This window comes from Micromonospora saelicesensis, from assembly GCF_900091575.1.
GTDB classification, from domain to species: domain Bacteria; phylum Actinomycetota; class Actinomycetes; order Mycobacteriales; family Micromonosporaceae; genus Micromonospora; species Micromonospora saelicesensis.
The window spans coordinates 63,252-78,066 of sequence record NZ_FMCR01000003.1; the positions used below are offsets into that span (position 1 = coordinate 63,252).

12 protein-coding genes are annotated in these 14,815 nt (G+C 71.7%); 8 read left to right on the forward strand and 4 right to left on the reverse strand.

Translation table 11 applies throughout. From position 1 onward, the window contains the following. Window position 1 precedes the first annotated feature (1 nt). From GA0070561_RS13300 to GA0070561_RS13315, 4 genes are all read right to left on the reverse strand, one after another. Complete coding sequence (locus GA0070561_RS13300; RefSeq protein ID WP_091400341.1) at window positions 2-1,069, reverse strand: NADH:flavin oxidoreductase/NADH oxidase; 1,068 nt, start codon at window positions 1,067-1,069, stop codon at window positions 2-4. A gap of 69 nt (window positions 1,070-1,138) precedes the next feature. Next, window positions 1,139-2,431: a dicarboxylate/amino acid:cation symporter gene (locus GA0070561_RS13305; RefSeq protein WP_181539392.1), complete on the reverse strand. Its 1,293-nt coding sequence runs from the start codon at window positions 2,429-2,431 to the stop codon at window positions 1,139-1,141. 168 nt (window positions 2,432-2,599) lie between these two features. Continuing rightward, window positions 2,600-3,283 (reverse strand): DUF998 domain-containing protein, encoded by a 684-nt coding sequence (locus GA0070561_RS13310; protein ID WP_141710371.1) that lies wholly within the window; start codon window positions 3,281-3,283, stop codon window positions 2,600-2,602. Next, window positions 3,276-4,241 carry a glutathione S-transferase family protein gene (locus GA0070561_RS13315; RefSeq protein ID WP_091400344.1) on the reverse strand — a complete coding sequence of 322 codons (966 nt, stop codon included), beginning with the start codon at window positions 4,239-4,241 and terminating at the stop codon, window positions 3,276-3,278. The genes GA0070561_RS13310 and GA0070561_RS13315 overlap by 8 nt, the downstream gene beginning before the upstream one ends. A 105-nt stretch (window positions 4,242-4,346) precedes the next feature. On the opposite strand from GA0070561_RS13315, the gene pcaF reads away from it, so the two are divergent. The 8 genes from pcaF to GA0070561_RS13355 all read left to right on the forward strand — a co-directional run bounded on the left by pcaF (window position 4,347) and on the right by GA0070561_RS13355 (window position 14,799). Then, entirely contained in the window at window positions 4,347-5,552 is a 1,206-nt protein-coding gene (gene pcaF / locus GA0070561_RS13320; protein ID WP_091400345.1) for a 3-oxoadipyl-CoA thiolase, read from the forward strand. A gap of 110 nt (window positions 5,553-5,662) precedes the next feature. Beyond that, complete coding sequence (locus GA0070561_RS13325; protein ID WP_091400346.1) at window positions 5,663-6,475, forward strand: SAM-dependent methyltransferase; 813 nt, start codon at window positions 5,663-5,665, stop codon at window positions 6,473-6,475. A 4-nt stretch (window positions 6,476-6,479) separates the two neighbouring features. Beyond that, window positions 6,480-8,669, forward strand: coding sequence for a putative bifunctional diguanylate cyclase/phosphodiesterase (locus GA0070561_RS13330; protein ID WP_091400348.1), 2,190 nt, complete (start codon window positions 6,480-6,482; stop codon window positions 8,667-8,669). A gap of 46 nt (window positions 8,670-8,715) precedes the next feature. Further along, entirely contained in the window at window positions 8,716-9,216 is a 501-nt protein-coding gene (locus GA0070561_RS13335) for a DUF456 domain-containing protein (protein WP_091400349.1), read from the forward strand. Between the two features lie 352 nt (window positions 9,217-9,568). After that, on the forward strand, window positions 9,569-11,155 hold the full coding sequence (locus tag GA0070561_RS13340; protein WP_091400351.1) for an amino acid permease: 1,587 nt from the start codon (window positions 9,569-9,571) through the stop codon (window positions 11,153-11,155). Window positions 11,156-11,281: 126 nt separating this feature from the next. Next, window positions 11,282-12,646, forward strand: a complete 1,365-nt coding sequence (locus GA0070561_RS13345; protein ID WP_091400352.1) for a glutamine synthetase family protein — start codon at window positions 11,282-11,284, stop codon at window positions 12,644-12,646. Window positions 12,647-12,679: 33 nt separating this feature from the next. After that, window positions 12,680-14,026 carry an aldehyde dehydrogenase family protein gene (locus tag GA0070561_RS13350; protein WP_425255900.1) on the forward strand — a complete coding sequence of 449 codons (1,347 nt, stop codon included), beginning with the start codon at window positions 12,680-12,682 and terminating at the stop codon, window positions 14,024-14,026. A 5-nt stretch (window positions 14,027-14,031) separates the two neighbouring features. Then, entirely contained in the window at window positions 14,032-14,799 is a 768-nt protein-coding gene (locus tag GA0070561_RS13355) for a 3-oxoacyl-ACP reductase (RefSeq protein ID WP_030489498.1), read from the forward strand. Window positions 14,800-14,815 lie beyond the last annotated feature (16 nt).

The window sequence follows — 14,815 nt, forward strand, 5'->3', positions numbered from 1 at the left end:
ATCAGGAGGCGCGGGCGTACTGGGCGGGGCCGGAGTACGCGACACCGAGCTTCGCGGCGGCCCGGTGCGGCCAGTACGGGTCGCGCAGCAACTCCCGACCCAGCAGCACCAGGTCGGCCTCGCCGCTGGCGACGATCTGCTCGGCGTGCTCGGGCTCCACGATGAGGCCCACCGCGCCGGTCGGCACGCCGGCCTCGCGGCGGATCTGGGCGGCCAGCGGCACCTGGTAACCCGGGCCGAGCGGGACGCGCTGGTCAGTGCTCACCCCACCGGAGGACGCGTCGACCAGGTCGACGCCGACGCCGGCCAGCTCACCGGCGAGCACCACGCTGTCCTCGATCGTCCAGCCGCCCTCGACCCAGTCGGTGGCGGAGATCCGGGTCAGCACCGGCACGTCCTCGCCGACCGCGGCGCGCACCGCGCGGGCCACCTCCAGGGTGAGCCGCATCCGGGCCGCCCGGTCGCCGCCGTACGCGTCGGTGCGGTGGTTGGTCAGCGGCGACAGGAACTCGTTGAGCAGGTAGCCGTGGGCGGCGTGGATCTCCACGGCGGCGAAGCCGGCGTCCAGCGCGCGTTGGGCGCCGGCCGCGAACGCCTCGACCACACCGGCGATGCCGGCCTCGTCGAGGCTGGTCGGCGTCCGGTAGTCGGCGGTGAACGGCTCCGAGCCGGGGGCGACGGGCGTCCAGCCGCCCTCGGCGTCCGGCACACCACCGCGCTCGGGTGCCCACGGCCGGTAGGTGGAGGCCTTGAAGCCGGCGTGCGCGAGCTGCACTGCCGGCACCGCGCCGTGGGCCGCGACGAACGCGGTCACCGGTCGCCAGGCGTCGACGTGCGCACCGGACCAGAGGCCGGTGTCCTGCGGGCTGATCCGGCCCTCGGGGAGTACGGCGGTCGCCTCGGTCAGCACCAGGCCGGCGCCGCCGACCGCGCGGCTGCCGAGGTGGATCAGGTGCCAGTCGGTGGGCAGGCCGTCGGGGCCGGCGGAGTACTGGCACATCGGCGCCATGGCGATCCGGTTGGGCACTGTGACCCCGCGCAGGGCCAGGGGGGTGAACAGGGAACTCATGGGGTCATCCTCTCCGACACGGCGACGGGCCCCCGGGGAGAGGGGCCCGTCGCCGTACTGGTGAATCGGTCAGGCAGGAACGGGGGTGAGCTCGGGCCGGGTGTCGGCGACCGGCTCCGGATCGGTCAGGTCACGCCGGCCGGCGGACTCGTACGCGACGCGGTCGAGAGTGCCCTCGCGGGCGGCGACCACTGTCGGCACCAGCGCCTGCCCCGCGACGTTGGTGGCGGTGCGGATCATGTCCAGGATCGGGTCGATGGCCAGCAGCAGGCCGGCGCCGGCCAGCGGCAGGCCCAGCGTGCTGAGGGTCAGGGTGAGCATCACGATCGCGCCGGTCAGGCCGGCGGTGGCCGCCGAGCCGACCACCGAGACGAAGGCGATCAGCAGGTAGTCGCCGATGCCGAGGTCAACGCCGAACACCTGGGCCACGAAGATCGCGGCGAGGGCCGGGTAGATGGCGGCGCAACCGTCCATCTTCGTGGTGGCGCCGAAGGGCACCGCGAACGAGGCGTACTCGCGGGGCACACCGAGTCGCTCGACGGAGCGCTGGGTCACCGGCATGGTGCCGACCGAGGAGCGGGACACGAAGCCCAGCTCGATCGCCGGCCAGGCGCCGGCGAAGAAGCGCAGCGGGTTGAGGCGGCCGGCCAGGATCAGCACCAGCGGGTAGACCACGAACAGGACGATGGCGCAGCCGACGTAGACGGCGGTGGTGAACTTCGCCAGGGGGGCCAGCAGGTCCCAGCCGTACGAGGCGACGGCGTTGCCGATCAGGCCGAGGGTGCCGATCGGGGCGAGTCGGATGACCCACCAGAGCGCCTTCTGGACGATCTCCAGCAGGGAGCGGTTCAGCGCCACGAACGGTTCGGCGGCTTCGCCGACCAGCAGGGCCGCGGCACCGATGACGACGGCGAGGAAGACGATCTGGAGGACGTTGCCCTCGACGAACGCGCCGACCGGGTTGGTGGGCACGATGCCGGTGAGGAAGTCGGTCCACGAGCCGGTGTTCTTCGGCGGCGCCGCGCCACCCAGGTCGAGGGTCACGCCCTTGCCCGGGTTGGTCAGCAGGCCGAGGCCGATGCCGATGCTCACCGCGATCAGCGCGGTGATGCCGAACCACATCAGGGTCTTGACGGCGAGCCGGGCGGCGTTGGCGACGCCGCGCAGGCTGACCACGCTGACCACGATGGCGGTGAAGACCAGCGGCGGCACGGCCAGCTTGAGCAGTTGGACGAAGAGGCTACCGACGGTGTGCAGGGTGCTGGTCAGCCAGCTCAGGTCGTTGCTGCGGGCAAGGAAGCCCAGTGCGACGCCGAGCACGAGGCCGAGCAGGATCTGCACGGAGAAGGGAATTTTGCGCAGGCTGAAGGGCATGAGGATGTATCCAATTGTCCGGTCCGATCGGGGCAGGCGTAGGAACGCGGCTAGCCCGGACAGATGCCACTGGCCTGCAGTCGGAGATCGACATACAGGCGGACAGTGAGGCCCCAGACATTGGTCATCGCTGGCCGACGATACGCCGATTCCCGCTCATCGGAAGGACCGGACGGCGTGAGGCTCCTTACACAGGGCCAGCGCGGTGGCGGTGCTCAGGCCCCACAGCACCGCCAGGGCGAGGATCAGCCGTTCCAGCACCCCCACCACCGGGCCTCGACCGATCACGAGCATCGCCAGCCCCACCGTGGCGCAGAGCGGCAGTGCCAGCGCGGCGGCCATGCCGGCCAGCCGACGCACCGTCCGGCCGGCCGGCCCGGAGACGGCCAGCGTGATCATGGCGAAGACCACCGACGCGGTCGCCGCGATGCTCGCGCCGCCGTGCACCAGGTCGGCCGCCGTCGCGCGCTCGAACGGCGGCAACGGGCAGCCGCCGGAGCAGGTCACCGCCCCGGACACGGCGGTGAACACGGCCCCGGTGGCGAGCAGCGCCGGGGCCGCCGCCCACACCCCGGGGGGCAGCGCCGCGCCGATCAGCAGCAACGCGCCGGCAAGGGCAAGGATCCCGATCCGGTACGTCGCGGCGTGGGCGCTGCCGGCGATGCCCGCCTCGCTGACGTACCCGGTGAACCCTGGACCGGGACCGGCGACCACGGCGAGCGTCACCGCCACCGCACCGGCCAGCGTGCAGCCGGCCGCCGCGGACCCGGCGACCCGACGGGCGACGTCGCCACGGGCCCTCGGCACGGTCGGGGTGGCCGGCCGACCCGGCTCAGCCACGCCCGTGCGGCGTGCTCCAGCCGGACTCGTCCGGCCCGAGTGGCACGATGCCGCTGGGATTGATCTCCCGGTGCGTGCCGTAGTAGTGCCGCTTGATGTGGTCGAAGTCCACCGTCTCGCCGAAACCCGGCGTCTGGAACAGATCCCGGGCGTACGCCCAGAGCACCGGCATCTCGGTCAGCTTGTTGCGGTTGCACTTGAAGTGCCCGTGGTACGCGGCGTCGAAGCGGACCAGCGTGGTGAACAGCCGCACGTCCGCCTCGGTGATCGCGTCGCCCATCAGGTAGCGCTGCCCGGACAGCCGCTCGGAGAGCGCGTCCAGCCGGGCGAAGAGCGCCCGGAACGCCTCGTCGTACGCCTGCTGGGAGGTGGCGAACCCGCACCGGTAGACGCCGTTGTTCACGTCGGTGTGGATCTCGGCCATCAGCGCGTCCATCTCGGGGCGCAGCCCTACCGGGTACAGGTCCGGCGCCCCCGCACGGTGCAGCGACCGCCACTCGGTGGAGAAGTCGAGGGTGAGCTGCGGATAGTCGTTGGTGACCACCCGACCGGTCAGGGTGTCGACGAGCGCCGGCACTGTCACCCGGCCGGTGTAGTCCTGGTCGGTGGCCAGGTACGCCTCGGACAGGAAGCTCACGCCGAGGACCGGGTCGAAGCCGTCCGGGTCGAGGGCGAACGCCCAGCCCCGCTCGTCCCGGATCGGGTCGACGGTGCCCAGCGAGATCGCGTCGTCCAGCCCGAGCAGGCCACGCACGATCCTCGCCCGGTGCGCCCACGGGCAGGCCCGGCACCAGATAAGCCGGTAACGGCCGGCCTCGAGCGGCCAGCGGTCCTGCTCGTCAGGGCCGCCGCCGGGTGGCGAGGTGGAGTCGGCGGTGACCCGACCGGTGAACCGGTTCGGCTGGCGGACGAACGCTCCGCCGCCGCTGGTCTCTGCGCTGAACTGGGCCCGGGCCATGCCGTCAACCTATCCGCTGCCGGCGCGGATATCCTGGCGGCCGGCAGCCCTCGTGACCCGTGGGCGTGCCCCACCCCCGCCGTCTGCACCCCCTAAGGACTCGCGATGACCGTGGCATACCTGGTGGCCGGTGTCCGCACCCCGATCGGCCGGTACGCGGGCGCGCTGGCCGGCGTCCGCCCCGACGACCTGGCCGCGCACGTGATCCGGGAACTGGTCGCCCGCCACCCGTCGGTGGACTGGGCGCGAGTCGACGACGTCGTGCTCGGCTGCGCCAACCAGGCCGGCGAGGACAACCGCAACGTGGCCCGGATGGCGGCGCTGCTGGCCGGCCTGCCCGAGGAGGTGCCGGGCAGCACTGTCAACCGGCTCTGCGGCTCGGGCCTGGACGCGCTCGCCACCGCCGCCCGGTCCATCGTCGCCGGGGACGCGGAGCTGGTGATCGCCGGCGGGGTGGAGAGCATGAGCCGGGCACCGTTCGTCATGCCGAAGGCGACGTCGGCGTACTCCCGCTCGGCGGAGGTGTACGACACCACCCTTGGCTGGCGGTTGGTGAACCCGTTGATGCGTGACGGGTGGGGGGTCGACTCGATGCCGGAGACGGCGGAGAACGTGGCCGCCGAGTACGGCGTGAGCCGGGCCGAGCAGGACGCCTTCGCGTACCGGTCGCAGCAGCGTGCGGCCAAGGCGCAGGCCGACGGCCGGTTCGCCGAGGAGATCGTGGCGGTGTCCGTGCCGGCCGGTCGTCGCGAGACCCGGCTGGTCGAGGTCGACGAGCACCCCCGGGAGACCTCGCTGGAGAAGCTGGCCGCACTGCCCACCCCGTTCCGCGACGGCGGCACGGTGACCGCCGGCAACTCCTCGGGCGTCAACGACGGCGCTGTCGCGTTGCTGGTGGCCAGCGAGGCGGCTGTCGCCCGGTACGGTCTGACGCCCCTGGCCCGGATCGTCGGCGCGGCGGCGGCCGGTGTGCCGCCCCGGATCATGGGGATCGGCCCGGTGCCGGCCACCCGCAAGCTGCTCGACCGTGTCGGCGTCGAGGTGGGCGCTGTGGACGTGGTGGAGTTGAACGAGGCGTTCGCCGCGCAGTCCGTGGCGGTGTTGCGGGAGCTGGGGCTGCCCGTGGACGCCGACCACGTCAACCCGAACGGTGGCGCCATCGCGCTGGGGCACCCACTCGGCGCCAGTGGCGCGCGGCTGGCGTTGACCGCCGCCCTGGAGCTGCGCCGTCGCGGCGGCCGCCGGGCTCTGGCCACCATGTGCATCGGCGTTGGTCAAGGCATCTCGCTGTTGCTGGAGTCAGCCGCCTAGAGTGGTCCACACCACACGACCCGCGGGTCGACCGGTGCCCACGCGTGCCCGCTGCGCGCCCCGACGCCGGTGCCGTCCCGCGCCGCGGCGATGAACTGGGGAGCACGCTGATGCCGGACGGACTGCCGACCGAGATCGATCTGACCAGGCCGAGCGCGGCCCGGGTGTACGACTACTTTCTGGGTGGAGCGCACAACTTCGAGATCGACAGGCAGTTGGCGGAGCAGATCGCCAGCATGACCCCGAATCTCGCCGCCACCATGCGCTCCGGTCGGGAGTTCCTGCGTCGGGCCGTCCGGGTGCTGCTCGACGCCGGCATCGACCAGTTCCTCGACATCGGCTCCGGAATTCCCACCGTGGGCAACGTGCACGAGGTGGCGCAGGGGGTGAACCCCAAGGCCCGCGTCGTGTACGTCGACATCGACCCGGTGGCTGTCGCGCACAGCCGGGAGTTGCTGGCTGGCAACGAGCTGACCGGGGTCATCCACGCCGACCTGCGGGAGCCGGAGCGGATCCTCACCGAGACCCGACAGCTCGGGCTGATCGACTTCAGTCGTCCGATGGGCATCCTGCTGGCCGGGGTGGTGCACTTCATCCCGGACGCCGACGGGCCCGAGGCGATCCTGGCCACCCTGCGGGCCGCGGCCGCGCCGGGCAGCTTCCTGGTCGTCTCCCACTCCACCTTCGAGGACCAGCCGCAGGAGATGCTGGACGCCCAGCGCCTCTCCGCCCGCACCGCCACCGAGATCACCCTGCGCTCCCGCGCTCAGGTCACCGGCTTCTTCGGCGACTGGACCGTCCTGGAACCGGGCGTGGTGCACATGCCGCTCTGGCGCCCGGACTCACCGTCCGACGTGGACGAGCGCCCGGAGCGGTTCGGCGCCTTCGGGGGCGTCGCCCGGTACGACCAGCCCGCCGGCTGATCTCGTGGCCGCCGTCCCGGACCCCGCCGGGGTCGATTCCGGCCGGGACCCCGCCGGGGTCGATTCCGGCCGGGCGGACGCCCAGGGGTACGCCGCCGACTGGGCCCGCGCGGTGCGCCGGCTCGGTTTCGTGCCGCTCAGCGTGGCCGAGACCGAGCGGCTGCTGCTGGCGCACACGATCCGGCTGGCCCAGGCGGTACGGGCGGAGCCGTTCAGCGCCTACCCGGCCGAGGAGGTCGGGCGGGCGCTGGTGGAGGCGCACCTCACCGAGCCGCAGGCCCTGGAGTGGACGCTGCACGCGCTCGGCGCGACCTTCGGGCGTCGGGTGCTGGGCGACGGTGACCGGCCGGCCGACCTCGCCGACCGGATCGCGGCGGTGCAGGGCGGGCTGGCCGCCGGGTTCGCCCGTGCGCTGCGCGACCGCACGTTCAGCCAGCAGGAGCGGATCGCCCGGTCCGCCTGGCAGGCGCGCGACGAGGTCGAGCAGGCGCTACGCGAGAGCGAGGCACGGTTCCGGGCGGTGTTCACCGGCGCCGCGATCGGGATCGGGATCGCCGGCGTGGACGGTCGGATCATGGACGTCAACCAGGCGTTCGCCGACATGCTCGGCTACTCGATCGAGGAGTTGCGCGAGATCAACGTGGCGGCGCTGTTCCACGCCGACGACGCCGCCGGGATGTGGGAGCTCTACCAGGAGCTGATCGAGGGAAAGCACGACGCCGCCCGGGTGGAGAAGCGCTACCACCGTAAGGACGGCACGGTGGTCTGGACGGATCTTGCCGTATCGCTGATCCGGCACGACGGCCGGCCACGATTCACCGTCGCGATGATCGAGGACATCACCGAGCGGTACGAACTCCAGCAGCGGCTGCGCTTCCAGGCTCTGCACGACCCGCTGACCGGGTTGCCCAACCGAACGCTGTTCTTCGAGACGTTGGGCCGGGTGCTCGACACCGCGGGCACCGGGCAGCGCGTCGGGGTCTGCTTCCTCGACCTGGACGGCTTCAAGGCGATCAACGACAGTCTCGGCCACGACCTCGGTGACCGGCTGCTCGTGATGATCGGCCGGCGGCTGGCCGCGTGCGTGGCCGACCACGGCCACCTGGTCGCCCGGATGGGCGGCGACGAGTTCGTGATCCTCGTCGACGGAGGGGACGACACCGACGACCCGGTCGCCGTCGCGGAGGCCGCGCTGGCCGCCGTCGCGGCCCCGGTCCACGTCGGTGAGCACCAGTTGGCCGTCTCGGCCAGTGTGGGCATCGTGCAGTGCCCGGCCTCGGAGACCAGCGCGTCGGAGCTGATGAAGGCGGCGGACACCACGCTCTACTGGGCCAAGGCGGCGGGCCGGGGCCGGTGGGCGGTCTACGACCCAGAGCGCGGCGCCCGGGACATCGCCCGCGCGGCGCTGGTCGCCGGGCTGCCCGCCGCACTGGAGCGGGGCGAGTTCGTGCTGCACTACCAACCGATCGTGTCGCTGCTGGAGGGCACCATGCTCGCGGTGGAGGCGCTGGTCCGTTGGGAGCATCCGGAGCTGGGCCTGATCGGGCCGGACCGGTTCATCGGCCTGGCCGAGGAGACCGGCCTGATCGTCCGACTCGGCGAGTGGGTGCTGCGGCGGGCCTGCGAGGACGCCGAACGGTGGTGGCGGGAGTTCCCCGACGCCCGGCTGGTGGTCAGCGTCAACCTGGCCGCCCGGCAGGCCGACGAACCGGCCATCGTGGACACCGTCGCCGACGCGTTGCAGACCAGCGGGCTGCCCGCGGAGCTGCTCCAACTGGAGCTGACCGAGAGCGCCGTGATGGGCAGTGCCGACGAACCCCTGCGCAGCCTGCACCGGCTCGCCGCGCTCGGCGTCCGGCTGGCCGTGGACGACTTCGGCACCGGGTACTCCAACCTGGCGTACCTGCGCCGGTTGCCGATCCACTGCCTGAAGCTCGCCGGTCCGTTCGTCGAGGGCATCCGCGCGGACGGCACCGACGTGGCCGCCGACCACCGCGACGAACGGATCGTCGACGCGTTGGTCCGGTTGGCGCACGCCCTGGAGTTGTGGGTCACGGCCGAGGCGGTGGAGACCGGAGTGCAGGCCGAACGGCTGCGGGCGCTGCGCTGCGACACCGGGCAGGGCCGATACTTCGGTGCGCCCGCCCCGGCCGACGTGATCACCGCCCGGCTGCGCGGCGGAGCGTTGGCGTGAGTGGGGGACCGAACCGGTCCGAAGGGTGGCGACGAAGGATGGCGGCGTGGACCTGACGGACTCGCAGACGGCGGTGACCGTGGTGGCCGGCCTGGCCATCCTGGCCGGGTTGGCCGGCGTGGTGGTGCCCGGTCTGCCGGCGCTGCCGCTGTGCTGGGGCGGCGTGCTGCTCTGGGCGGTCTTCGGCGGCGCCGGCCTGGGTGGCTGGGCGGTGTTCGCCGCCGCCACAGTGGTCGCCGGGGGTGGCGCCGTGATCAAGTACGCGTGGCCGGGCCGGAACCTGAAGCGCACGGGTGTGCCGACGTCCACGCTGCTCGCCGGCGGGGTGCTCGGCATCATCGGCTTCTTCGTGGTGCCGGTCGTCGGCCTGGTGCTCGGCTTCGTCGCCGGGGTGTGGGCGGCCGAACGGCTCCGGCTGGGCAGTAACCAGCTCGCGTGGCCCTCGACCGTGCAGGCCCTGAAGGCCGCCGGCCTGTCGATGCTGGTGGAGTTCCTGGCCGGCCTCCTGGTCGCGGCCCTCTGGGTAGCCGGCCTCCTCCTGACCTGACCCACGCCTTTCCCGCGGTGATCAAGAGCTTTCGGTCAGGCACGGCGGGAAATTTGACGCAAACCTCTTGATCACGAGGGGGAGCGGGGCGCGGGGCACTTTTCGGGTACGGCGGAATGGCCGTACGTGAGAGAGAGGCGTGCCCCGCGCCACCGGGTCGGGCGGTCCGAGCGCCCGGGGTGGGCCCTTGTCGGGCCTGGTCACCGGTCCAGGATGCCGGCCGGGGCGGCCGGTCGGCAACGCAATTAGCCCGACGGCGGTGAGATTCCCACCGACTACGTATTGACCGCCTTGATCGGCTGGGTCGACACTTTGCCCACTCGCACGCGGAACCACCTCAGGGAGGTGTGCAGTGGCCACGACGCCCGTGCCGACCGCCGAGCAACCGATGGACGACGACGCCCGGCGGCTCGCCGAACTCGGCTACAAACAGGAGTTGCGCCGTAAGTGGAGTGGCTTCTCCAACTTCGCCATCTCCTTCTCGATCATCTCGATCCTGGCCGGCTGTTTCACCACCTTCGGTCAGGCGTGGAACAACGGCGGGCCGGTCGCCATCTCCTGGGGCTGGCCGCTGATCTCGCTGTTCATCCTGATCATCGGCTTCTGCATGGCGGAGCTGGTGTCGGCGTACCCGACCGCGGGTGGGATCTACTGGTGGGCGGCCACCATGGGCCGCCCGGTGCACGGCTGGTTCACCGGCTGGCTGAACCTGATCGGTCTGGTGGCGGTCACCGCCTCGGTGGACTACGGCTGTGCGACGTTCCTCAACCTCACCCTGTCGGCGCTCTTCGACGGCTGGGCCGGGACGCTGCGTCAGGCGTTCGTCCTCTTCGTGATCATCCTGGTGCTGCACGGGCTGATCAACATCTTCGGACACCGGATCATCGACGTACTCCAGAACGTCTCGGTCTGGTGGCACGTGGCCGGCGCGGCCGTCGTGGTCGCCATCCTGGTCTTCGTGCCCGACAACCACCAGAGCTTCCAGTTCGTGTTCACCGAGCGGTTCAACAACTCCGGCTTCGGCGACGGGGACATCGGCGGGCTGACGTTCTGGTTCTACGTGCTGCCGCTGGGCTTCCTGCTGACCCAGTACACGATCACCGGCTTCGACGCCTGCGCGCACGTCTCCGAGGAGACCCGGGGCGCCTCCCAGGCCGCGGCCCGTGGACTCTGGCAGTCGATCTTCTACTCGGCGGTCGGCGGCTGGATCCTGCTGCTGGCGTTCCTCTTCGCGGCCACCGATGTCGAGGCGGTCAACGCCGCGGGCGGCTTCTCCGGCGCCATCTTCGAGTCCGCGCTGACCCCGGTCTTCTTCAAGATCGTCATCATCATCTCGACCATCGGCCAGTTCTTCTGCGGCATGAGCTGCGTGACCTCGATGAGTCGGATGGCGTACGCGTTCAGCCGGGACCGTGCCGTACCCGGATGGCGGCTGTGGTCGAGGGTCGACCGCAACGGCACCCCGGTCAACGCCATCATCGGCGCCACAGTGGCCGGCCTGGTGCTGACCCTGCCGGCGCTGTACGAAAGCTCCGCCGGTATCCCGATCGCCTTCTACGCGGTCGTCTCCGTCGCGGTGCTCGGGCTCTACCTGTCGTTCCTCATTCCGATCGCGCTCCGACTGAGGATGGGCGACCGGTTCGTCCCGGGGCCGTGGACGTTGGGCCGCAAGTACAAGCTGCTCGGCTGGATCGCGGTGATCGAAATCGCGATCATCGCCGTCTATTTCGTGCTGCCGATCGTGCCCGCCGGAGTGCCCGGCAACGACGAGTTCACCTGGTCGGCGGTGAACTACGCGCCGCTCGCCGTCGGCGGGGTGCTACTGGTGGTCGCCGTCTGGTGGTACGTCTCGGCCCGCAAGTGGTTCACCGGCCCGGTTCGTACCGTCGAGGAAACCGCGGTGGCGGCCGACCCGGCGCGGGCCGACGGCCCGGTCTGATCGGCACCCGGCGGGACGGGCGGTGCTGCCGTCCCGCCGGCCGACGGTCGGGTTTGCCGCACGTGCCGCCGGGGGCATTGACGGTGATCCGGTTTGCCAGTAGACCTTGGTGATGGAGGCCCGCGAATGAGGAAAGCTCCGCTCACGCTGGAACAACTGCGGGTCGCCATCAACGATGGCGAGATCGACACGGTGGTGCTGGCCCTCGTCGACATGCAGGGTCGGTTGCAGGGCAAGCGGTTCCACGCGCCCTTCTTCCTCGACCAGGTGGTGACCAACGGCAGCGAGGGCTGCAACTACCTGCTCGCCGTGGACGTCGACATGAACACCGTCGACGGGTACGCGATGTCGAGCTGGGAACGCGGCTACGGCGACTTCGCGATGGTGCCGGACTTCGCCACGTTGCGCCGGGTGCCCTGGCAGCCCGGCTCCGCCCTGCTGCTGGCCGACCTGACCTGGCTCGACGGCTCGGGTGACGTGGTCGCCTCGCCCCGGCAGATCCTGCGCCGGCAGCTGGACCGGCTGGCCGAGCACGGGCTGACCGCGTACGCCGGCACCGAGTTGGAGTTCGTGCTGTTCCGCGACTCGTACGAGGACGCCTGGCAGCGTGGCTACCGCGACCTCACCCCGGCCAACCAGTACAACGTCGACTACTCGCTGCTCGGCACCGCCCGGGTGGAGCCGCTGCTGCGTCGCATCCGCGTCGAGATGGCCGGCGCCGGGCTCACCCCGGAGAGCGCCAAGGGCGAGTGCAACCTCGGGCAACACGAGATCGCCTTCCGGTACGACGAGGCGGTGGCCTGCGCCGACCACCACGTCATCTACAAGAACGGCGCCAAGGAGATCGCTGCCCAGGAGGGGATGGCGATCACCTTCATGGCCAAGCCGAACGAGCGGGAGGGCAACTCCTGCCACATCCACTTCTCACTGCGGGACTCCTCCGGCTCGTCGGCGATGCTCGGCGACGGACCGGCGCACCTGTCGCAGACCGGGCAACGGGTGCTCGCCGGGCTGCTGGCCACCATGCGGGAGTTCAGCCTGCTCTTCGCCCCGAACATCAACTCCTACAAGCGCTACCAGCCGGGATCGTTCGCCCCGACCGCGCTGCGCTGGGGTGTCGACAACCGCACCTGCGCGCTGCGGGTGGTCGGGCACGGGCAGGGCATGCGCGTGGAGAACCGGGTGCCCGGCGCTGACGTCAACCCGTACCTGGCGATCGCCGGGTTGGTCGCCGGGGCGCTGCACGGCATCGACGGCGAGCTTGAGCTGGGTGCGGAGTGCACCGGCAACGCGTACGACGACCCGGAGGCCGAGCGGGTCCCCGGCACCCTGCGCGACGCCCTGGCCCTCTGGGAAGGGTCCACTGTGGCCCGGGAGGCGTTCGGTGCCGAGGTGGTGGCCCACTACGCCAACCAGGCGAGGGTCGAGCTGGCCGCCTTCGACGCCGCGGTCACGGACTGGGAGCTGACCCGTGGCTTCGAACGCCTCTGACCGCGTGAGGATGGAGGTGGCGGTGTGACGGTCTTGGTGGACCCGGCGCGCGGGGTGGGGTTTCGGGAGGTTGCTGCGGCCTCGGTGGACGAGGTTGACGCGGCCATCGCGCGGGCGGCTGCCGCCTTCGAGACCTGGCGTCAGGTGGGGGCGGGGGACCGGGCACGGTTGCTGCGGCGGTTCGCCGCCGTGGTCGACGCGCATCTGGACGAGTTGGCAGTGCTGGAGGTGCGCAACTCCGGGCACACCATTGGCAACGCCCGGTGGGAGGCGGGCAACGTCCGCGACGTCCTGGACTACTACGCCGGCGCGCCCGAGCGGTTGACCGGGCGGCAGATCCCGGTGCCCGGCGGGTTGGACGTCACCTTCCACGAGCCACTCGGTGTGGTCGGCGTGATCGTGCCCTGGAACTTCCCGATGCCGATCGCCGCCTGGGGGTTCGCCCCGGCGCTCGCCGCCGGCAACACAGTGGTGCTCAAGCCCGCCGAACTGACCCCGCTCACCGCACTGCGCCTGGCCGAGTTGGCCCGCGAGGCCGGCCTGCCCGATGGCGTCTTCACCGTCATCCCGGGCGAGGGCTCGGTGGTGGGGGAGCGGTTCGTCAGCCACCCGGCGGTCCGCAAGATCTGCTTCACCGGCTCCACCGAGGTCGGCACCCGGATCATGGCCGGCTGCGCCGCCCAGGTGAAGCGACTCACCCTGGAGTTGGGCGGCAAGAGCGCGAACATCGTGTTCGCCGACGCCGACCTGGAACGCGCCGCCGCTACCGCGCCGGGCGCGGTCTTCGACAACGCCGGCCAGGACTGCTGCGCACGGTCGCGGATCCTGGTTCAGCGTTCGGTGTACGACCGGTTCCTGGAACTGCTCGAACCGGCGGTACGCGCGGTGCGGGTCGAGGACCCGTCGCGCGACACCGCCGAGATGGGCCCGCTGATCTCCGCCGCCCAGCGGGACCGGGTAGCCGGTTACCTCGCCGGGGCGACTGTAGCTTTCACCGGCTCCTGCCCCGACGGCCCCGGGTTCTGGCACGCGCCCACAGTGCTGCTGGCCGACTCGCCGGCCGACCGGCACTGGCGGGAGGAGATCTTCGGCCCGGTGGTCTCGCTGCTGCCGTTCGACGACGAGGCGGACGCGGTCCGGCTCGCCAACGACACCGAATACGGCCTCTCCGGCTCGATCTGGACCCGGGACGTGGGTCGGGCCCTGCGCCTGGCCCGCGCCGTCGACTCGGGCAACCTCAGCGTCAACTCGCACTCCTCGGTGCGCTACTGGACCCCGTTCGGCGGGATGAAGCGCTCCGGGCTCGGCCGCGAGCTGGGCCCGGACGCGCTGCACTCCTTCACGGACGTCAAGAACGTGTTCATCGCGACGGAGGAGTGACGCCAGTGCAGGGTCGGTTGCAGGACCGGGTGGCAGTGGTCACCGGAGCGGGCAGTGGCATCGGGTTGGCCACCGTGCGGCGGTTCGCCGCCGAGGGGGCCCGGGTGGTGTGCGTGGACATCGACGCGGCGGCCGGCACGAAGGCCGCCGAGGAGTGCGGCGGAGAGTTCGTGGCCACCGACGTGGCCGACGAGTCGGCGGTACGCGACCTGTTCGACGGGGTGGCCGACCGGCACGGCCGGGTGGACATCGCGTTCAACAACGCCGGCATCTCACCGCCGGACGACGACTCCATCCTGGACACCGGCCTGGACGCGTGGGAGCGGGTGCTGCGGGTCAACACCACGAGCGTCTACCTGTGCTGCAAGTACGCCATTCCACACATGCGTCGGCAGGGCAAGGGCTCGATCATCAACACGGCCTCGTTCGTGGCGTTGATGGGTGCGGCCACCTCGCAGATCGCGTACACCGCGAGCAAGGGCGGGGTGCTGGCGATGACCCGGGAGTTGGGTGTGCAGTTCGCCCGTGAGGGCATCCGGGTCAACGCCCTCTGTCCCGGCCCGGTGGCCACCCCGTTGCTGCTGGAACTCTTCGCCGCCGACCCGGAGCGGGCCGCCCGTCGGCTGGTGCACGTGCCGATGGGCCGCTTCGGGCAACCGGAGGAGATCGCCGCCGCGGTGGCGTTCCTGGCCAGCGACGACGCCTCGTTCATGACCGCCGCGCAGTTCGTGGTCGACGGCGGCATCACGGGCGCCTACGTCACGCCGCTGTGAACGCGAGCAGTGAGCC

Excerpts from the sequence above, each read along its gene's own strand:
- GA0070561_RS13300 (WP_091400341.1), bottom strand. The coding sequence starts at position 1,069 with ATGAGTTCCCTGTTCACCCCCCTGGCCCTGCGCGGGGTCACAGTGCCC.
- GA0070561_RS13315 (WP_091400344.1), bottom strand. The coding sequence starts at position 4,241 with ATGGCCCGGGCCCAGTTCAGCGCAGAGACCAGCGGCGGCGGAGCGTTC.
- pcaF (WP_091400345.1), top strand. The coding sequence starts at position 4,347 with ATGACCGTGGCATACCTGGTGGCCGGTGTCCGCACCCCGATCGGCCGG.
- GA0070561_RS13325 (WP_091400346.1), top strand. The coding sequence starts at position 5,663 with ATGCCGGACGGACTGCCGACCGAGATCGATCTGACCAGGCCGAGCGCG.
- GA0070561_RS13345 (WP_091400352.1), top strand. The coding sequence starts at position 11,282 with ATGAGGAAAGCTCCGCTCACGCTGGAACAACTGCGGGTCGCCATCAAC.